This is a genomic window from Enterobacter sp. HNDS-6, from assembly GCF_039850505.1.
Taxonomy (GTDB): Bacteria; Pseudomonadota; Gammaproteobacteria; order Enterobacterales; family Enterobacteriaceae; genus Enterobacter; species Enterobacter kobei.
Genome location: NZ_CP156673.1, coordinates 3160068 through 3179608 on the forward strand (window position 1 = coordinate 3160068; position 19541 = coordinate 3179608).

The window sequence follows — 19541 nt, forward strand, 5'->3', positions numbered from 1 at the left end:
TTTTTTTCAAAGGGGTGCTCTCTCTGATTCTTACAGATATTTTATGCAAGAATTAAAATGGTTATGCTGTGTATTTATTTAATTGAATTAATCATCATGAATGAAAGGAGAGGGATTCTATGCAGACTACGCGAGTAATGGGAGAAGGATATGAACCTTACGTTGAGCAATTAGGCGACAAACTGATTTATTCATTACCTGTTGAATCTGGATTTGTCAGCTTTTATTTTAAGTTTGATATTCGTCAGACCGATCTTGACGTCCTGCTGTCCGATCATTACCGGCGGGCCGTCATGGAAGTGACCGCACACACTCTGCTTCAGCACTCGACGTTGAAGGGACACAAACGATTTACTCAGAACGATTTTGATAACCTTATTGCCACTACCCTTCATGCATCGCAAGAGCATCTTAGCGCATTCATTTCTCAGATTAATCGGGAGCACAATATTTCGATTGAACATTATGTGAATGACATAGTGAATAAACGCATTACTAAAGGGTGAAAAGACCGATTCCAGATAAAATCAATATTCATCTTAGAATCACGCTTTAACTACAACTCTTTTCAACCTCTTACTTCCCTAAGAGGCCAAATCGATTTCGTGATAACTGACGAATGCTGCGAGGTACATCATCAGAGCGAAGGATTCTCACGGATTGTGAAACACATCAGCCGTTTCGCTATGCCGGGCTATAAGCTGACGGTGAATCTGGACCGTACTATAACCTGTTTCGCTGCTATGACCTACAGGGCGGTCGGTTTATTGTACAGGATCAGTTTTGGTTGAATGGTGGATGAAACCTTTATCATTATGCAGCTAATCCTTGGGGATGGATTGAGCTGCTGGGTCTTGCCATCGATCCAATCGCTAAGCTTAGTGAGCGTGGATACAGTACTGTTGATCAAACCCCTACAGGTGGGCTGGATTATTCGGGAAGTAATGACTTGTATAATAAAGCTGGCATTAATCCTGTTGTTTATATTGAATATACCGGAGATTATTTGCAAGATTTACATGCTGCAAATACAGAGGCTGGATTGAATCAAAAAACTACGCCAAGTGTTTATGTTTGGCATCATCTTGATGATTATAATCCTGAAACTAACAAAGGGACTATGCAATTGGTTAAACAAAGTGCTCATCAGGTAATTTCGCATACTGGTGGCGTAAGTCAGTACAAAGCTGCCACTGGAAATGCCTATATCCATCCAGCCAGAAACCGTACCCGCAGATCAGTTGGAGGAAAATGCTAATGTACCTTACTGATTCAGAAAAGAAACTGACTGTAGACGAAATAAACGCGTTCAATGCGTACTTTGATTATCATCTTCCTTCATCATTTCTTGATTTTTATCTTAAAAATAATGGTGGATATCCTCACAATAATGAAGAGGGTAATCCTTTTATACTTGGCGGTTTTAACCCTATAAAATATGGTGACCTGCCAATTGAGCAACTCTATCATGACCTTATCGAGTCATTTGGCGAGTTAAGGAATATGGTTCCTTTTGCTTATGATGACGGGGGGAACACTTTTCTATTATCTCTCAAATCTGATGATTCATTAGGGAAAGTGATTATTTTTCTGATGGATTATAAAGAGGTTGAGTTGGTCGATGATTCGTTCTCGGAATTTTTAGAAGAATTATTTGCATGAAAGTAAAGAGGCTGTTTCTAAAATTATCGGTGGTGAGGTTTTCTTTTTGGAAACTCAAAGTCAGAGTCTGGCTTAAATATTTAAGTTCAGTCATTAATTTTAGATTTTATAGATTTATAACCCGGCTTATGCCGGGTTTATTAATAGGGTATGGTAACTATTAAATTTTCATATCCGATAACAGCTTTGCCTCAAAGAACTGATGCATAACCTAATATTATTTATGGTTATGCAGAGCCGTTTCGTGCAGATGGCACAATTGTTGAGCCAACTTCAACGGCGAAAAGAATAGCTGCGTCACTTTTTTCTTAACACCTGGTTGAATTCCATCCTAATCAATTCCCCACAAATGTCCCTACCGGCACGCCAAAACGCTTCGCCAGCGCGCGCATATGCTCCAGCGTTAATGTCGGGGTCGTGCTCGACAGTGGGCATTACCTCGACGGAATTCTTTTTAATAAGCGCCGATTAAATAGCGCGCTTCATCATCACGTAATCGCCAAAGATAACATCTGGCTCCCAGCCATCGTTTTTATAAAACGCAAGGGCAGGCAAGTTTTTTTGATAAACACCCAGCTTCAGCGTTTTAATATTTAACGCATTGGCTGCCTGATAAAGTTGCGCCATTATACGTTTAGCCAGGTATTGTCGGCGATATGACGGAGCAATAGCAATCGTTAACTCAGGACCCGAAATCCCAGGTTTGTCCCCTTCGGGGAAATTCCTGAGCCAGGCAGCCCCTGCTGGAGTTCCATCTGTGGATTCCGCAATAATACCCACCTCGCCCGCCTCAGGGAAATTTTCTATATATGCATATGAGTGGGGAGAATTTTCAATGTTATCTATGTCAAATGTTTGTTCAGAGGCTATCGTTGCTTCATAAAGCATCTGCACCATAAAAGGGCGATCTTCTGCTGTAATTAATCTAAATCTAAAATCCATTTTCAGTATCTTCCATAACGTATTGTACCCAATTGGCTTAAGGCGCAAGCGATACATGCCATCTGTGATGATCTCAACGTATAAGAAGGTTATTTACAATCAGCTGGCGGTTTGAGTCCAAATGGCATTAGCGTTGCTGATAAACGCTGTAACGTTTTCGTTAGCATCTCACTCCAGCCCTTCAATATTCGACTTAAGTGCCTTCAGCGTTCTTTTACGGATCCAGCCGCTGCCTGCCCGAATGACCAGCCAGTAAGCTGTCATTTTTAGCTGAGTGCTTCTGTCGGGACAATAAACAAAGGTTTCCGTGGAGAGCTCATGTTGGCCTGGTGCGCGTTCCGTTACCTGATAGCGCAGCAGCAGCTTTGCTTTACCCGCAGCGACTGGCGTCTGAAAAGCGCTGGCATCTGGCATGTTTTCAAGGTTGAAATCTGTACGCCAGAATTGTCCTCTTAACCCGTAACAGATCTCTGACGCTGATTGGGTCAAAAGGGTAAAACTGTGCAACCCAAAGTTACTCATCGACCCGGCCTGTTTATTCCGTAATAATTTTTTCGGTATTTGCCGCAAAGACATTAACCGCCGAATCACGGCATCCTGACGAATGTCAAAGTTTGCAATCAACGGCAGAATATTTTCAGGGTGGGAAGTGTGGATGACCATTTGGTGTTTTTCATGAAACTGGAACTGGGGGAGAAAAGCGGGAACATCCTGCCAGTTAGCAAGCGCTTTGCGGGTAACGAATCCTGGGTTCAGCATCTCTTATCCTTGTCACTCCTTGAGTTCAGCCAGAGTAACAGATGGTGTGCCGCAGACAATTACCAGGAAAAGGGAGTGGGGAAGCGTTACGATGTCTTCATTAATTCCCTGTCACCTTAACCTGCTTTCGATCAATTCCCCACAAACGCGCTCACTGGCAATCCAAAACGCTTCGCCAGCGCGCGCATATGATCCAGCGTTAACGTGCGCTGTCCGTTGAGGATCCGACTCACCAGAGACTTCTTGCCAATCTCGTTCTCAAAGTCGCTCTGAGTGAGTTGGTACTGATCCATCAGCGTTCTCAGCAGCGCAACACCTGACGGAATGCTGGCAGCGCGCGCGTTAAATTCTGCAAACTCCGGGGACTCGTTTTCGTACTTATCGATTTTGGCTGTGCAATTCTACCAGCGGGCTATCGGGGTCATGCTCAATCAGATACTCCACAAGTGTCAGCGCATCCTCATAATCTTGTCGTGACGGGCTTGATCCCAGGAAAGGGAGCTCGTTTGTCAGATCATTTGCCGCTTTGATGGCTGCTGCATAATTCATTCTTTCGTTCTGCGGTAGAGGTCCGTGAGCTTGTCACACTCTGCGTGTGTGCTGATGTGTTTGATGACGATCTTTCCCCGCTCAAAATCAGCAAAAACATTATCCGTAAAGGCCAGCCACCTATATCGATGACCTGCCCGTTTTCCCGATACTTTATCCTGTCCAGGTTGGAGAAGCGCTTTCGCATATAGTCTGGTGTCGGTAGTGCTCCATTTTTAGTACCCGATAAAGATCGTTTGCGGCGACTGCTTGATTTGGAAATTGTCTGGTGGCCAGAGTACAAACACTGAATGAGGTGACTGTGATAGATATGTCCGCTTTGTGCCAGTAGCGGACTGTCAATCATACAATCGAACCGCAAGAAACGAGATATGTGTATATTGTGGTTATAAGGAAACGATGAGCTGTAACCTGGGATAACGTTCCAACCATTGCTTTGCAGTGACTCGTTGTTTAAAAGAGTCCAGCTTTTCACGTTCAAATGCAGGAGTCGGTCGTAAACGCAGTTCAAATAAGTCAGAAAGTCCATAAGGTGCGGCGATATCGAGACCTTCCTTCCCCAATCTGACAGCTACGGCCGTAGCTGTTTCAGGCCAGTGCAGTAGAGCATTTCCCGTTGAGGTATAGGGATGATCACCATTACGTTGATGCATTCTGGCTTGATTCTTCACCGACCAGTCTAACGAAGGTAATTGTTGCCTAAGCCTGTCTTCCAGGTAGCGATCATGGTCTGGGTTGCAGTACTCACAGTCAAACCAGACGACATCTACATCACCAGAAACAGGACTTAACCCATACCCATGTAAGTGATCCCAAACAGCGTCTCGTACAAATCCCGCTCCAATCCAACCATCATTGAGTTCCAGTTCTCGAACTGCATATAGGATCTGCATTCTTACAGGGTCATCTGACAATATTTTCTGCAATGACGTTTGGTATTTCATTCGAACCCCTGTCGGAAACAGTAATTCACTGGGGGAAATATTATCAGCATCCTCATGTCCATGTCCGCTCCTCGCGGACCTTTTGCTGGGTCAGTTCGTCCGCTCCGTGTTGGGAGCGGGCGTTTGTAGTTCATGAAACATACCTTATAATGCGGTTTGGTTTCGTTGGCCATTTCACTGGAAGAAATAAGAAGCTCCATTGTGTTATCTGCTGTCGCCCAGCATGTCAGTTGGTGCTATATTAACTTAATGAATTTATTAGAATTCATCCCCTTAATCATGTATGTAGAAAATAAAGAATGAAAAGACTGCTGATATTGATTCTTTTAGGGTATTCCTGTGTATTACAAGCCAAGTCAGTAATGCGTTGTGAGGGCGACAAAGAGGTCATCTTCGACAAAGAACGGGCAACTATTGTTTATGAAGGGCGTGTTTTTGAAAATGCATACCAGAGAACGTTGAGTGGGATGGTCATAATCGCCGGTACTGACGATCTAGGATATGAAGGTGAATTGTTGTTTTCGAGAGCCAAAGATGTTGGTTCATGGAGCTTCAATATCAGCGAAAGCGAGGAAATGACCCCTCCAGAAGCTAAGTCACGGAAAACGATTTTATCCATAAATTGCACTCCACAGTAGGATGGAGGGGCGGGCGTTACTATTGAACTGCCATAGTTCCGCTCCTCGCTCTTATCAGACATTCAACAAACAAAATTGCATTTTGCGTAAGGACGACATCCTGTTTTTCATCAAGCAGAACCCGGCCCTTCATCATCCGCCTCAATGCGCCGTAATATAAGGCTCCTTCACAAACTCCGCCAACAGCCAGACCATATCATGCAGCAGCCCCGTGAGTTCTTTCGCCACGCTCATAGGCAGTGTCTCGCCCGCCAACGCCAGCGTTAACGCGACGGCATAGTCCACTTGTAGCGTCGTCTCCTGCCAGCAATCCGGCACGCAGGAGGTCATCTTTTCCCCTGCGATCAACTGTTCAACCAGATACGACGGCAGTTCAGCATCACAGCACTTCCGCAGCCGCTTCAACGCAGCCAGTAATCGCTTGCAGAGCGTTTTAACCGTCACCGCGTCGTCAGTGTCCACCAGCACGCTGACATAAGCGGTACAGGCATCGACCAATTCAAAGAGATCCGCAGAATCGGAAATTGAAGTATTGATAAGGTGATGAACTGCGCTTTCTTCACAGAACGCGTAAGAAACTTCAGGGGTAGTAGCCATTTAGCATCCTCTTTGTCCAAAATAAGTCATGTTATGCTAACGGGTTCCTACGCCCGGTTACGGATGCGCCGCAACGCAGGCACTTTAAAACCGCGAAGAAGGGAAGAAAAGCGATACACCTGGATTACATAAGGTTGCTTGCAGGTTTGCGAGGCGGCTTCCAGAGCAGCATTGCCGGGTGGCGGCTACGCCTTACCCGGCCTACAACGCCGCCAATCAGCTTACCCGCGACACGAACCGTGGGCCCGCGCAAGCGCAGCGCCGCCGGGAACTGTTTGCACCGCGGTTACGCCTTCACGCAGATCTTTTCATTTTGAGCAACCCTTCTAATAACGCCTGCGTTGCCTGGGAAGATTTTCCCGCCGCCGAACAAACCAGCCCAAATTCCCGGCAGAGTGAAGGCGTCACGGGCACGACGCACAACCCGCGTAATTCACCAGGCAGGGCGGATTCTGGTATCAGCGTGACGCCCATGCCTTCGCGTACCAGCAAGCAGGCGCTGATCCAGTCGCGGACGGTCACACGTACATCAGACAGCTGCAAACCAGCCTGTTCCATCAGGCTTTCTCCGTTGACGGCACAACCGCCCGTGGCGAGCACGAAGGGCTGGTCCGCCAGTTCCTCAAGCGTGATGCCGCGCGAACGTACATAGCGAGCCTGACGGTGACTGGCCGACAACACCGCGACCCATGCATCTTGTCCTAAGATCGCTTCAGCACGTCCGGGAACAGGGTTCATGACCACACCCACATCAACCGTATCTGCCGCCAGCCACTCTTCGACCTCCTGGTCCGTTCCTTCGAGTACGACCACCTCAATTTCAGGATGCAGGCGCTTAAAGTCGCGCAGCAGTCCTGGCAAAAATGTGGCTGTCACCGAGGGAAAACTGGCAAGACGAATGCGCCCGCCACTCAGCCCCCGGCTCTTATCCGCGAGTACGCGGATGGCGTCCAGCCGCGCCAGCATGCTCCTTGCTTCTTTGACCACCCGTTCACCCTGGGCAGTCACGCCGACGTGGCGTCGCTCACGCGTGAATACCGCAAATCCTAATGAAGCCTCTAACTGAGCGATCGCCTGGCTGGCACCCGATTGCGTCATGCCGACCTCTTCAGCGGCACGCGAAATATTACTGGCATCGGCCACGGCAACCAGTAAGCGCCAGTGTAAAAGATTCATCATATTTATCAGTAGCTCAGCTAATGGCTTATTTATGGATCATTAATTTTACAGCGAAGGCGGCTTTAAGCACAGTGTATTCAAACCGAAGTGTCACCCCTCACAGCTTTAACGGAGAGATTATGAAACTCTATTACGCCCCGGACACCTGTTCACTTTCACCCCATATTGTGCTTCGCGAACTGGCGATTGAGTTCGAACTGGTTAAAGTAGATAACAGAAGCAAGCTTACCGCTGACGGGCGCGACTTCCTGACCATCAACCCCAAAGGTTATGTCGCCGCGCTTGAACTGGATGACGGGAAAATCCTGACCGAGGGGCCAGCCATTTTGCAGTATCTTGCAGACCTCAAGCCAGAAAGCGGGCTGGCACCGCGAGCAGACAGCTGGGAGCGAGTGCGGCTTCAGGAATGGCTTAACTTTATCACCAGCGAAATACACGCGGGATCGGCACCTCTTTTTAACCGCCAGCTGCCCGAAGAGGTCAAATCCATTTTTCGTGAGAAGCTGTTCAGGCGGTTCTGTTTTCTTCAGGAGACGCTTTCCGCAAACGCTTATCTGACAGGCTCGTCGTTCAGCGTGGCGGATGCCTATCTTTTCACCGTGCTGGGATGGTGCACGTTCTTCTCAATTGAACTGAACGACTGGCCAGCACTACTGGCATTCAGAGAAAAAATCAGTACCCGCCCCGCAGTGCAGGCCGCAATGCGTGCGGAGGCGAAAGTCTAGTTCTGCGTATTCCGCCGCATGGAGTAATGCCTGAAGCAGGAGTCTAGTGAGGATGGGGAGCCAGGATGCGTTAGCATCCTGTCACTGTGCATCTGATTGCCCTGCGCTGAGAGGGTGCTCTCCGACCCCGCGATGCCTACAACGACTTTCCAAACTCCACTCGATGCGTTTATGGTGTTGTTTCACCCTCACTGGGCATCAGGTGTCAGCTATGTCGAATGCAAAAGCCAACAAAGACTGGGTCAGACTGGCGCAACAACCCGGAAAAATAGAGCGCATAGAGGCGTATTTCAGCGGACATGGCTATGAGCCGCATCGTCATGACACTTACGCCATAGGACGGACCTTATCCGGGGTGCAGAGTTTTCACTATCGGGGGAGTAAACAACATAGCTTGCCGGGCGGGACAATGGTCCTGCACCCTGACGAAATACATGACGGAGAGGCGGGAACGAACGACGGATTCCAGTATCGGATGCTGTATATCGATCCGGCGTTAATTCAAAAAATCCTGGGCGGAAAGCCTTTGCCGTTTATTCCCGGCGGCATTTCATCCGATCCCCGGCTTTTTGCAGCGACCGAACCGCTGTTAAAAGCGCCAGAAGAATCTTTCGATACGCTGGAAGAAGACGATGCGCTCTACGATCTCGCCCACACGCTGGCCGTTGTGGGAGGGCAACGTTTTCGCCGGAATTGCGTGGATTATCACTCCGCAGAACGCGCGCGCGAATATATACACACTGAATTCATTCAGAACATTACGCTGGATACCTTATCCGCCGTAAGTGGCAGAGATCGCTGGAGCCTGAGTCGGGACTTCCGTGCGCTTTATGGAACGAGTCCTTATCGCTATGTGACCATGCGTCGTCTTGAGTACTGTCGGCGCCTGATTCAGGCGGGCCTGTCGCTTGCTGAGGCTGCCGTTGCTTCGGGATTTTCAGATCAAAGCCACATGACTCGTCAGTTCATCAAAACGTTGGGTATGTCACCGGGGCGTTGGCAAAAATTCATCAAAGGTAACCCTGCCTGACTTGCACGATCGTTCAAGACCGGCACTCCGACCTTATTCTATCCTGGACGTTTCTCAACCATAGGGAATGTCACCATGTATCAACCTGTTAATCTGGAAAATAAGTTTTCTCTCTTCGACGCACACTGGCAGCCGAAAGTCATCGCCCAGATGAACGACTATCAGTTTAAAATCGTCAAAATATCGGGTGATTTTATATGGCACGCGCACCCGGAAACCGATGAAGCATTCATCGTAGTTGAGGGTGTGTTACGTATTGATTTTCGTGACGGACATGTGCTCGTCAATCCAGGGGAAATGTACGTTGTGCCAAAAGGCGTTGAACATAAAACGTCTGCTGAAACAACGGTAAAAATGATGATGATAGAACCTTGTGGGGTCCTGAATACCGGACACGAAGGCGGGGATCGCACCGCAGAAAACGACGTCTGGATTTAACGACGGAGTCTATGTTGCCGGGTGGTGGCTACGCCTTACCCGGCCTACAAAAACCTATACAGCCGCTACCCCTCACTCATCATCGTCAAAAACCGCTTCACTGTCCGCGAACGCTCAAACCGACGCCAGCAGAGCGCGATATCGGTATAAAGTTCCGGTGAGTTCAACGCATGATAGGTGACATTCGGCGGAGAAATGGCCGCCATCGATTTCGGCACCAGCGCGAATCCGCCGCCCGCGGAAACCATGCTCAGCGAAGATGAAAGCTGTGACGCCTGCAGCGCGTGCTGCACGTCGATTCCGGCCCGCTCGCAGTAGCTGTAAACCCTGTCATACAATCCCGGCGCGACCTCCTGCGGGAACAGCACCACCGGTGTATCCCGCAGCTGCTCTAAGGCCAGCGAATCGCTCTCCGCCAGCGGATGGTCGCGATGCAGCGCCACCACCATCGGCTCGCGGTCGAGAATTTTGATTTCAAACATCTTGCTGCTTTCGCACGGCAGGCGCACGAAGGCGATATCCAGTTCACCGTCCGCCAGCATCGTCGTCAGCGACGACATATTGGCTTCCACCTGATGAACCTGCACCGCCATGTTCTGCACCTGAAACTGACGGATTAGCGCGAAAATCTGAGGATGAAAAGCGTCGGAGCTGGTGATGCCTATCGACAGGCTGCCGTTCAGCCCGCGCGCGATGCCGCGCGCTTTCTCCAGCGCGGCGTCGCTCAGCGCCAGGATCTTACAGGCGTCCTCATAGAAGGCTTCTCCCGCCTCGGTCAGCTCTACGCCCCGCGTCAGACGCCTGAACAGAGGGGTGCCCACTTCCTCTTCGAGCCGTTTGATCTGCTGACTCAGAGGTGGCTGTGAAATGCCCAGCGCTTTGGCTGCTTTGGTGAAGTGTCGCTCGCGTGCAACCGCGACAAAATACCGCAGATAACGAAGTTCCATATCTAAAACGTCTCAAACCAGCATGGTTTCTATATTGGAACTCTCTGCTGAATCGGGTCAACATTTATTTAACCTTTCTAAATAAAGTTGAAGAGGACGAGCATGATGATGCATTCATCTGCCTGCGACTGTGAGGCCAGCTTGTGCGAGACCCTGCGTGGGTTCTCCGCCCAGCATCCTGACAGCGTGATCTATCAAACATCGCTAATGAGCGCCCTGCTAAGCGGCGTATACGAAGGTGAGACCACCATCGCCGATCTGCTGGCACACGGTGATTTTGGCCTGGGTACGTTCAACGAACTGGATGGCGAAATGATTGCCTTCAGCAGCCAGGTATACCAGCTGCGTGCCGACGGCAGCGCCCGGGCCGCGAAGCCGGAGCAGAAAACGCCGTTCGCGGTGATGACCTGGTTTCAGCCGCAGTACCGTAAAACCTTTGATACGCCGGTCAGCCGTCAGCAGATCCACGATGTGATCGACCAGCAAATCCCGTCCGATAACCTGTTCTGTGCGTTGCGTATCGACGGTAATTTCCGCCACGCCCACACCCGCACCGTACCGCGCCAGACGCCGCCGTACCGGGCGATGACCGACGTGCTGGATGACCAGCCGGTGTTCCGCTTCAACCAGCGCGAGGGCGTGCTGGTCGGGTTCCGCACCCCACAGCATATGCAGGGCATTAACGTGGCCGGTTATCACGAGCATTTTATTACTGACGACCGTCAGGGCGGGGGACACCTGCTCGACTATCAGCTTGAGAGCGGTGTGCTCACCTTCGGCGAAATTCACAAGCTCATGATTGACCTGCCCGCCGACAGCGCATTTTTACAGGCCAACCTTCACCCCAGCAATCTGGATGCAGCGATCCGTTCCGTCGAAAACTAACAGGAGAACTACCGTGAACAGTGAGAAACAGTCACGTCAGTGGGCGCATGGCGCCGATATGGTTGTCGGCCAGCTGGAAGCGCAGGGCGTGAAGCAGGTGTTCGGGATCCCGGGGGCGAAAATCGACAAAGTGTTTGACTCCCTGCTGGACTCCTCCATCGAGATCATTCCCGTGCGTCACGAAGCGAATGCGGCGTTTATGGCGGCAGCGGTAGGGCGGTTGACCGGTAAAGCCGGGGTGGCGCTGGTGACCTCCGGTCCCGGCTGTTCCAATCTGATCACCGGCATTGCCACCGCCAACAGCGAGGGCGACCCGGTGGTCGCCCTGGGCGGGGCGGTCAAACGCGCGGATAAAGCGAAGCTGGTGCACCAGAGCATGGACACCGTCGCCATGTTCAGCCCGGTGACCAAATATGCCGTTGAAGTCAGCTCGCCGGACGCGATTGCCGAGGTGGTATCGAACGCGTTTCGCGCTGCCGAGCACGGCAGGCCGGGGGGCGCGTTCGTCAGCCTGCCGCAGGATATCGTCGACCAGCCTGCGACGGGGGCGATTTTACCCACCAGCGGTGCGGCGCTGATGGGTCCGGCACCGGAGTCTGCGATTAACGACGTGGCGAAGCTTATCGAAAACGCTAAAAACCCGGTCATTTTACTTGGCCTGATGGCCAGCCAGCCCGCGAACAGCGATGCCCTGCGTAAGCTGCTGGAGAAAAGCCGTATCCCTGTCACCAGCACCTATCAGGCCGCCGGGGCGGTGAACCAGGAGAACTTTACCCGCTTTGCCGGGCGCGTCGGTCTGTTCAATAACCAGGCGGGCGACCGGCTGCTGCATCTGGCGGATCTGATTATCTGCATCGGCTACAGCCCGGTGGAGTACGAGCCGTCTATGTGGAACAGCGGCGACGCCACGCTGGTGCACATTGACGTGCTGCCTGCCTATGAAGAGCGTAACTACGTGCCGGATCTTGAGCTGGTGGGGGATATCGCCGGAACGCTGAACCTGCTTGCCAGCCGGATCGAGCATAAGCTGGAGCTGAGCCAGCGCGCCTCTGAAATCCTGGTCGATCGTCAGCATCAGCGGGATCTGCTCGATCGTCGCGGCGCCTCACTCAACCAGTTTGCTCTGCACCCGCTGCGCATCGTGCGCGCCATGCAGGACATCGTCAATAACGACGTGACCCTGACCGTCGATATGGGCAGCTTCCACATCTGGATCGCCCGCTACCTTTACAGCTTCCGCGCGCGTCAGATGATGATCTCCAACGGCCAGCAAACCATGGGCGTTGCCCTGCCGTGGGCGATTGGTGCCTGGCTGGTGAACCCGGGCCGCAAGGTGGTATCGGTCTCCGGTGACGGTGGCTTCCTGCAGTCGAGCATGGAGCTGGAAACCGCGGTGCGCCTCAACGCCAACGTGCTGCACATCATCTGGGTGGATAACGGCTACAACATGGTGGCGATCCAGGAAGAGAAAAAATACCAGCGCCTTTCCGGCGTCGAGTTCGGCCCGGTCGATTTCAAAGTCTATGCCGATGCCTTCGGCGCGAAAGGCTTTGCCGTGGAGAGTGCTGAAGCGCTCGAACCGACGCTGCGCGCGGCGATGGATGTCGATGGCCCGGCCGTGGTGGCCATTCCCGTCGACTACAGCGATAACCCGCTGCTGATGGGCCAGCTCCATCTCAGCCAGATTTTGTGACTCAATATAAGGACAGAGAAATGCAAAAAGTTGCTCTCGTAACCGGCTCAGGCCAGGGGATTGGTAAAGCGATTGCGCTGCGCCTGGTGAAGGATGGCTTTGCCGTTGCCATTGCCGACTATAACGATGAGACGGCAAGAGCCGTCGCCGATGAAATCATCCGCAACGGCGGCAAGGCTGTCGCCGTGAAGGTGGATGTCTCTGACCGCGAGCAGGTGTTTGCGGCGGTGGAAAAAGCGCGCACCGCGCTGGGCGGATTTAACGTCATCGTTAATAACGCCGGGATTGCGCCGTCCACGCCTATCGAATCCATCACGCCAGAGATTGTCGACAAGGTCTACAACATCAACGTGAAAGGGGTGATCTGGGGTATTCAGGCTGCCATCGACGCGTTCCGCAAAGAGGGGCACGGCGGGAAGATCATCAACGCCTGCTCCCAGGCAGGCCACACCGGCAACCCGGAACTGGCCGTGTACAGCTCCAGCAAGTTCGCGGTTCGCGGCTTAACCCAGACCGCAGCGCGAGACCTTGCTCCGCTGGGCATCACCGTTAACGCCTATTGCCCGGGCATCGTCAAAACGCCGATGTGGGCAGAAATCGACCGTCAGGTCTCCGAGGCGGCGGGCAAACCGCTTGGCTACGGGACGGAAACTTTTGCCAAACGCATCACGCTGGGTCGTTTGTCCGAGCCGGAAGATGTCGCCGCCTGCGTTTCATACCTTGCCGGGCCGGATTCTGATTACATGACCGGGCAATCCTTATTGATTGATGGTGGGATGGTGTTCAACTAAATACTAATAAGCTCTGACATGAGTTTTCCCCTGCTCCCGTGCAGGGGCTTTTTTTTGTCTCCTTAGCCATTGTGCATTACACTGCGCGCTGCAAAACTTTAGTCATTACGATCTGACAGGCGGTAACAGCGATGAACGGAACAATCACAACGTGGTTTAAAGATAAAGGCTTTGGATTTATCAAAGATGAAAACGGCGATAACCGCTATTTTCATGTGATTAAGGTCGCCAACCCTGATCTGATTAAGAAAGATGCGGCGGTGACGTTCGAACCGACGACGAATAACAAAGGCCTTTCCGCCTATGCGGTGAAGGTGATCCCCGAGAGTAAACACCTCTATATTGCGGGCGAGCGCGTGAAGCTCACCTCGATCAAATCCTTCGTGGTGTTCAGCGAAGAAGAGCCGGTTGAAACCAAAATCGACAAAGAAAACGCGGTGCTGTCGGTGGGTCTGCTGATGAACAGCATTAAACCGAAATCCGAGGTAAAATCGGGTGAAATGCGCGCCGTGAAGAAGCTGGCGATCACGACCTTCCAGAACACGACGCTGATCTTTACCGAAGATGAAATTGACATTGACGCTACGGTCAAGCTGCTGAAGTGATTTGTTGCCGGGTGGCGGCGATGCCTTACCCGGCCTACGAAAAACCCTCAACGCGGCACGAAACGTAGGCCCGGTAAGCATCGCGCCACCGGGCACAGCCGCACCCGTTTACCCCATCCTGTGCTCGCCCCGTAACATCGCCTCCCGATCAAACACCTTCTGGATCTCCCCGTGTGCCATAAATGCCGCCCGGTCGGACATATGGGCAATCACGTCCGCATCGTGGCTCACCAGAAGATAGGTCATGTCGTGGGCGGCTTTCAGGCGGTTGAGCAGGTTCAGAATTTCCGCCTGCACGGACATATCCAGTGCCGAGGTCGGTTCATCCAGCAGCAGAAGCTGCGGGCGCAACAGCAGCGCACGGGCAATCGCCACGCGCTGACGCTGGCCGCCGGAAAGCTGGTGCGGATAACGTTTCCCCGCATCGGCAGACAGGCCCACCTGTTTAAGCGCATCCGCCACCTTTTCCGCAATCTGCGTTTCGCCATGGATGTTCAACGGCTCCGACAGCGTGCGTGCAATGGTGTGGTTCGGGTGCAAAGACGCCCACGGATCCTGAAACACCATCTGCACGTTGCGACGCAGCGTGCCTTGAAAACGTCGCCCGGGCGTTAACGTCTCTCCCAGTAGCGTAATGTTCCCGCGCCACTCGCGCTGCAGCCCCGCCAGCACGCGCAGAAGGGTCGATTTCCCGCAGCCGGATTCCCCGATCAGGCTGAAGGTTTCGCCTTTCGCGATGGTAAAGCTGGCGGCAGAGACCGCCGTCTTTTCCCCGAAGGTGACCTGAACCTGGTTAACCTCAACGAGCGCCATCGTTCGCCTCCTTCCACGGCTGCGAACGGTCGAGCGTCGGCAGCATCTGCCCAAAGGTATTGGCATTTGGCCTGCAGGTCCACAGGGTGCGCGTATACGGATGCGTTGCCTGAGGGAGTTGGCTTGCCGCCATCTCATCAACCTTTTCGCCCTGATACATCACCAGCACGCGGTCGCAGTGTTCCGCCACCAGCGGCAGGTCATGGCTGATTAACAGCATCGCCATCTGGCGCGCTTCACACTGCTGCACCAGCAGTTCGAGGATCTGGTTGCGCAGGCGAGCGTCCAGCGCTGAGGTCGGTTCGTCGGCAATCAGCACCTGCGGGTTGTTGATGAGCGCAATCGCAATCATCACCCGCTGGCCCATGCCGCCGGAAAGTTCGCCGGGATAACGCTGAAGCACATGTTCGCTCAGTCCGACAGCGCGAATGATGTCGTGAATGCGCGCCACGCGTTCTGAACGGGGCAGGCGCTGATGCAGCGTGAGCGCCTCGTCAAGCTGAGCGGCAACGCTTTTCACCGGATTGAGCGCGTAGCGCGGGTCCTGCAAAACCATCGCAATCCCGTTGCCGCGCAGCGCTTGCCAGCGGCGGGCGTTCAGAGTCAGCAGATCGTTGCCCAGCACGTTAAGTTGCCGGGCGCTCACCATGCCGGGCTTACGTACCAGCCCCATCAGGGCGCGGGCAGACATCGATTTACCCGAGCCGGATTCACCCACCAGCGCCAGACGCTCGTTGCCAAGCGTAAAGCTCAGGTTGTTGACCACGCGTGCGGCGGGGTAGTCGATATTCAGCGCATCGACGATAACGCGGTGTTCAGTCATGTTGCGGCTCCAGTACGTCACGCAGGCCATCGCCTAGCAGGTTAAAGGCCAGGCTGGCAAACAGAATGGCTCCGCCGGGAATGGCGGCGATCCACCACTGGTCGAAAATCACCTGCATGCCGTCAGCAATCATTGCCCCCCATTCAGCCATTGGCGGACGGGCGCCAAGGCCGAGGAAACCGAGCCCGGCGGCGGCCAGAATAATGCCGGCCAGATCCAGCGCCAGACGCACAATCGCAGACGGCAGACACAGCGGCAGAATATGGCCGACCAGCAGGCGCGGGCCGCGAATTCCCATCATCTCGGCAGCGGCCAGATAATCGCTGTGGCGCAGACGCTGAATTTCGCTTCGCGCCTGACGTGCATAAGCAGGCCAGGTGGTTAAGGCCAGCGCCAGCGCGCCGTTGACCAGCCCCGGACCCAGCATCGCCACAAACGCGAATGCAAGGATGAGGCGCGGCATCGACATCACCACGTCGGTAAAGCGCATCAGGAGGCGCTCCATCCAGCCGCCGTAGTAGCCGGACAGGATCCCCACCAGCAGCCCGGTGGGCAGGGTAATGACCGTCACTAAGGCCACCAGCCCGAGCGCCGGACGGGTACCGTAAATCAGGCGCGAGAGCAGGTCGCGCCCGTAGCTGTCGGTGCCGAGCCAGTGCTGGCTATTCGGTGCCTGCAGGCGCGAGGCGGCATCCTGCCAGTTCGGGTCAACCGGTGCAAGCCAGGGGGCGAACAGGGCGATCACCATCAGCAGCACGATGGCAATCAACCCGCAAAAGGCGGCAGGCGAACGGCGCAGGCGACGTATAAAGAGATAAAACGGCATCAGCGCACCCTGGGATCGGTTGCCTGCACAAGCAGGTCGGTAAGGTTATTGATCAGCACAAAACAGATGCCAATCAGCAGCGTGCCGCCCATGACGGCGGTAGTGTCTCCGGCGAACAGGGCGGTGGTGAGGTAGCGTCCGATGCCTGGCCAGGAGAAGACGGTTTCCGTTAATACCGCACCTTCCAGCATGCTGGTGTAGGCCAGCGCAATCACCGTCAGCAGGGTGCTGCGAATGTTCGGCAGCACGTGGCGCAGCAGAATAGTCATCTCCCCGGCCCCCTTGGCGCGAGCGAGCAGGATGTACTCTTTGTTCATTTCGCTCAGACAGGCGGAGCGCGTCAGGCGGGTAATGCTTGCGAGCGAGTAATAGGCCAGCAGCAGCACCGGCAGCACAAGGTGGCTGAGGGCGTTGCGAAACGCCTCGCGATCGCCAGAAAGCCAGGTATCCACCAGCGCAAAGCCGGTGCGTGGTTCTACGGTGAACTGCCAGATGTCATCCAGCCTGCCGGGACCCGCGCTCCACTGCAGCTTCGCGTAGAACAGGGCCAGCATCAGCAGGCCAAGCCAGAAAATCGGCACCGAGTTGCCGAGCAGGGTGAGCGTTCTGAGCGTTAAATCAAGCGGCGAACCGGCATAGCGGGCGCACAGCACCCCGGCAATCACGCCGAGCACGGCGCCGATGATTAAGGCCAGCGTAGCCAGTTCGAGCGTGGCGGGAAAAGCGTGCAGCAAGTCCTGCAACACCGGCTGGCCGGTGGCGCTGGCAGTGCCCAGATCACCGTGGGCAAGGTCTTGCAGGTAGTGCCAGAACTGCACGGGCAGGGGGCGATCTAACCCGAGCTGGTGGCGAACCTGATCGTAGGTGGACTGGCTGGCGTGATCGCCGACGATCTGCAGCACGCGATCGACCGGAGAAAATGCCGAGAGCGCAAACGTGACGAGCAGCAGCCCGAAAAGCGTGAGCAGCAGAGTCAGCAGAGCCTGAAGCACGCGGGTGGAAAGATGTGGCATGGGAAATCTCTTCATGCCGGGTGGCGGCTTCGCCTTACCCGGCCTACAAAACCGAGAACACAGGCCGGGTAAGCGCAGCGCCACCCGGCAACAAAGGCTACTTCGTGACGCGATCGTACCAGACCATGTCCGCGTTCAAGCCCTGCTGATATCCCTTCACGTTATCGCGCACCACGATCTGGGTTTTGCCCTGATCGACGAATACATACGGCGAGCTATGTTGCAGCTGTTCCTGCATTTTCTTGTACAGATCCAGACGTTTCGCCGGATCCGGCTCGGCAACCGCCGCCAGCGTGGCTTTGTTAAGCTCGGGAATTTTCCAGCTGTTCAGACCGGCTACGGTACTGGATTTGCCATCGTTCCACGCAAAGGCGCTGGCGTTAGAGTGCGCATCAAAGTAGTCCGGGATCCACAGACGAATCGCCGCCTGATGCTGCTTTGCGCGCACGCGGGCATAGACCTGGCTCCCGGCAGCGGGCAGCAGATCGACCTTCACGCCCCCCTGAGCAAAGCTCGCCTGCATGGACTGGGCGATGGTGATAAACGGCGGCTTGTTCTCCACGTCCAGCGTGAAGTGCGCGTCTTTAATGCCCGCTTTGGCGAGAATTTCTTTCGCCTTAGCCGGGTCAAACGTGAATGGATTCGCTTCCAGCGCGCCCGGCAGACCGACCGGCAGGAAGCTCTGATGCACAAAATACTGGCCTTTCAGCAGGTTTTTGGTAATGCCTTCATAATCAACCAGCCAGCGTGAAGCCTCCCAGAACGCCGGGTTGTTGAGCAGCGGGTTAGCGCTGTTGCCGGTGTTAAACACCAGATAATTTTGCTCGGCGGACGGAATGCTCAGCACCTTCACGCCCGGCTTGCCCTCCAGGGCGCTAATCTGGTCTGCACCCAGATCGCGCGCCACGTCGGCATCACCCTGCTGGATCAGCAGGCGACGGGAAGCCGGATCGGGAACGTTTTTAATGATGATGCTTTTAAGCTTCGGCGCGCCGCCGGGAGCCGATTCGTTGGCTTCCAGCACGATAGCCTGATGCGGCTGATAAACGCGCATTTTGAACGCGCCGCTGCCTGCCGAGTGCATTTTCAGCCAGGCGTTGCCGAAGTCGTTGTCCTTCACGTTCGCCACCACCTGCTTTTCATCGACGATGGAGGCAATCGGCGTGGAGAGAATATTCAGCGCCACCGACGGGCTAACGTCCGCCGTCCAGTGAAGCTGGAGGGTATGGTCATCCACTTTTTTCAGCTGGCTGGCGATGTTGCTCGCGTCCCAGCCCAGCACGTTGAGGATAAACGCCGGGGATTTGTTCAGCGTCACGGCGCGGGTATACGAGAAGATCACGTCTTCCGGGCGCAGTGGGTTTCCGGAAGCGAATTTCGCATCGGGCTTAAGCTTGATGGTCAAGGTTTTTGCTGCCGCGTCGGCTTCCCAGCTTTCCGCCAGAATCGGCGTGATTTTTTCCGGGTTATCGCGGTCCGGTTGCACCAGACGCTGATACAGGCTCGGTACGGTCTGGATGCTGGAGAGCTCGTTGGCTTCGGCCGGGTCGAGGCTTACGATGTCATCAAGCCCCTGGGCAACCACCAGCGTATTCGGCGGAGTAGCGGCGTGGACTGCGTTTGAGAGCGCGGCCAGCACCAGTAACGGCAACAGTTTTTTTGTCATAGCGATCCCTGAAATA

At 53.9% G+C, this 19541-nt stretch carries 22 protein-coding genes and 2 pseudogenes; 11 read left to right on the forward strand and 13 right to left on the reverse strand.

Annotated elements, in window-relative coordinates; genetic code table 11:
• Positions 1-119 precede the first annotated feature (119 nt).
• From ABFI50_RS14720 to ABFI50_RS14730, 3 genes are all read left to right on the forward strand, one after another.
• Complete coding sequence (locus ABFI50_RS14720; RefSeq protein WP_045134287.1) at positions 120-506, forward strand: hypothetical protein; 387 nt, start codon at positions 120-122, stop codon at positions 504-506.
• Positions 507-949: 443 nt separating this feature from the next.
• The gene (locus ABFI50_RS14725) at positions 950-1258 is read left to right on the forward strand and encodes an HNH endonuclease (RefSeq protein WP_347484380.1); all 309 of its coding nucleotides are present in this window, start codon (positions 950-952) and stop codon (positions 1256-1258) included.
• On the forward strand, positions 1258-1662 hold the full coding sequence (locus ABFI50_RS14730) for an SMI1/KNR4 family protein (protein ID WP_347484381.1): 405 nt from the start codon (positions 1258-1260) through the stop codon (positions 1660-1662). The genes ABFI50_RS14725 and ABFI50_RS14730 overlap by 1 nt, the downstream gene beginning before the upstream one ends.
• 468 nt (positions 1663-2130) lie before the next feature.
• On the opposite strand, the gene ABFI50_RS14735 is transcribed toward ABFI50_RS14730, so the two are convergent.
• The 5 genes and pseudogenes from ABFI50_RS14735 to ABFI50_RS14755 all read right to left on the reverse strand — a co-directional run bounded on the left by ABFI50_RS14735 (position 2131) and on the right by ABFI50_RS14755 (position 4856).
• Entirely contained in the window at positions 2131-2604 is a 474-nt protein-coding gene (locus tag ABFI50_RS14735; RefSeq protein WP_179120601.1) for a GNAT family N-acetyltransferase, read from the reverse strand.
• Positions 2605-2772: 168 nt separating this feature from the next.
• Complete coding sequence (locus ABFI50_RS14740) at positions 2773-3363, reverse strand: hypothetical protein (RefSeq protein WP_014882897.1); 591 nt, start codon at positions 3361-3363, stop codon at positions 2773-2775.
• Between the two features lie 131 nt (positions 3364-3494).
• Positions 3495-3912, reverse strand: a pseudogene (locus tag ABFI50_RS14745) (helix-turn-helix domain-containing protein).
• A pseudogene (locus ABFI50_RS14750) lies at positions 3909-4218 on the reverse strand (type II toxin-antitoxin system HigB family toxin). Before ABFI50_RS14750 ends, ABFI50_RS14745 begins: the two co-directional pseudogenes overlap by 4 nt.
• Positions 4219-4298: 80 nt before the next feature.
• Positions 4299-4856, reverse strand: a complete 558-nt coding sequence (locus ABFI50_RS14755) for a nucleotidyltransferase family protein (RefSeq protein ID WP_048996277.1) — start codon at positions 4854-4856, stop codon at positions 4299-4301.
• Between the two features lie 299 nt (positions 4857-5155).
• Here ABFI50_RS14755 and ABFI50_RS14760 point away from each other — a divergent pair, with 299 nt between their 5' ends.
• Positions 5156-5494, forward strand: a complete 339-nt coding sequence (locus ABFI50_RS14760) for a hypothetical protein (RefSeq protein WP_088127041.1) — start codon at positions 5156-5158, stop codon at positions 5492-5494.
• A 141-nt stretch (positions 5495-5635) separates the two neighbouring features.
• On the opposite strand, the gene ABFI50_RS14765 is transcribed toward ABFI50_RS14760, so the two are convergent.
• A complete protein-coding gene (locus ABFI50_RS14765) occupies positions 5636-6091 on the reverse strand; it encodes a hypothetical protein (protein WP_088127040.1) in 456 nt (151 codons plus the stop codon).
• Between the two features lie 294 nt (positions 6092-6385).
• Positions 6386-7270 (reverse strand): LysR family transcriptional regulator, encoded by an 885-nt coding sequence (locus ABFI50_RS14770; RefSeq protein WP_014882912.1) that lies wholly within the window; start codon positions 7268-7270, stop codon positions 6386-6388.
• Positions 7271-7389: 119 nt separating this feature from the next.
• Here ABFI50_RS14770 and gstA point away from each other — a divergent pair, with 119 nt between their 5' ends.
• The 3 genes from gstA to ABFI50_RS14785 all read left to right on the forward strand — a co-directional run bounded on the left by gstA (position 7390) and on the right by ABFI50_RS14785 (position 9463).
• Positions 7390-7995, forward strand: coding sequence for a glutathione transferase GstA (gene gstA, locus ABFI50_RS14775; protein ID WP_023336874.1), 606 nt, complete (start codon positions 7390-7392; stop codon positions 7993-7995).
• Between the two features lie 211 nt (positions 7996-8206).
• The gene (locus ABFI50_RS14780; protein WP_023336875.1) at positions 8207-9025 is read left to right on the forward strand and encodes an AraC family transcriptional regulator; all 819 of its coding nucleotides are present in this window, start codon (positions 8207-8209) and stop codon (positions 9023-9025) included.
• Positions 9026-9100: 75 nt separating this feature from the next.
• Entirely contained in the window at positions 9101-9463 is a 363-nt protein-coding gene (locus ABFI50_RS14785; protein WP_014882915.1) for a cupin domain-containing protein, read from the forward strand.
• 65 nt (positions 9464-9528) lie between these two features.
• Here ABFI50_RS14785 and ABFI50_RS14790 read toward each other — a convergent pair whose 3' ends face one another.
• Complete coding sequence (locus ABFI50_RS14790) at positions 9529-10410, reverse strand: LysR family transcriptional regulator (protein ID WP_014882916.1); 882 nt, start codon at positions 10408-10410, stop codon at positions 9529-9531.
• A gap of 105 nt (positions 10411-10515) precedes the next feature.
• Here ABFI50_RS14790 and budA point away from each other — a divergent pair, with 105 nt between their 5' ends.
• From budA to ABFI50_RS14810, 4 genes are all read left to right on the forward strand, one after another.
• On the forward strand, positions 10516-11295 hold the full coding sequence (budA, locus tag ABFI50_RS14795) for an acetolactate decarboxylase (RefSeq protein WP_014882917.1): 780 nt from the start codon (positions 10516-10518) through the stop codon (positions 11293-11295).
• A gap of 58 nt (positions 11296-11353) precedes the next feature.
• Positions 11354-12988, forward strand: a complete 1635-nt coding sequence (gene alsS / locus ABFI50_RS14800; RefSeq protein ID WP_347486117.1) for an acetolactate synthase AlsS — start codon at positions 11354-11356, stop codon at positions 12986-12988.
• Between the two features lie 20 nt (positions 12989-13008).
• Positions 13009-13779, forward strand: a complete 771-nt coding sequence (locus ABFI50_RS14805; RefSeq protein WP_014882919.1) for a (S)-acetoin forming diacetyl reductase — start codon at positions 13009-13011, stop codon at positions 13777-13779.
• A gap of 131 nt (positions 13780-13910) precedes the next feature.
• Entirely contained in the window at positions 13911-14384 is a 474-nt protein-coding gene (locus tag ABFI50_RS14810; RefSeq protein WP_347484386.1) for a cold shock domain-containing protein, read from the forward strand.
• Between the two features lie 108 nt (positions 14385-14492).
• Here the strand turns inward: ABFI50_RS14810 and ABFI50_RS14815 are convergent, their stop codons facing one another.
• From ABFI50_RS14815 to ABFI50_RS14835, 5 genes are all read right to left on the reverse strand, one after another.
• A complete protein-coding gene (locus ABFI50_RS14815) occupies positions 14493-15197 on the reverse strand; it encodes an ABC transporter ATP-binding protein (RefSeq protein ID WP_014882921.1) in 705 nt (234 codons plus the stop codon).
• Positions 15184-16020 (reverse strand): ABC transporter ATP-binding protein, encoded by an 837-nt coding sequence (locus ABFI50_RS14820; RefSeq protein WP_014882922.1) that lies wholly within the window; start codon positions 16018-16020, stop codon positions 15184-15186. Before ABFI50_RS14820 ends, ABFI50_RS14815 begins: the two co-directional genes overlap by 14 nt.
• Complete coding sequence (locus ABFI50_RS14825) at positions 16013-16846, reverse strand: ABC transporter permease (protein ID WP_023332327.1); 834 nt, start codon at positions 16844-16846, stop codon at positions 16013-16015. Before ABFI50_RS14825 ends, ABFI50_RS14820 begins: the two co-directional genes overlap by 8 nt.
• The gene (locus tag ABFI50_RS14830) at positions 16846-17859 is read right to left on the reverse strand and encodes an ABC transporter permease (RefSeq protein WP_014882924.1); all 1014 of its coding nucleotides are present in this window, start codon (positions 17857-17859) and stop codon (positions 16846-16848) included. The genes ABFI50_RS14825 and ABFI50_RS14830 overlap by 1 nt, the downstream gene beginning before the upstream one ends.
• Positions 17860-17956: 97 nt before the next feature.
• Positions 17957-19525 (reverse strand): ABC transporter substrate-binding protein, encoded by a 1569-nt coding sequence (locus ABFI50_RS14835; protein ID WP_014882925.1) that lies wholly within the window; start codon positions 19523-19525, stop codon positions 17957-17959.
• Between the last annotated feature and the right edge of the window lie 16 nt (positions 19526-19541).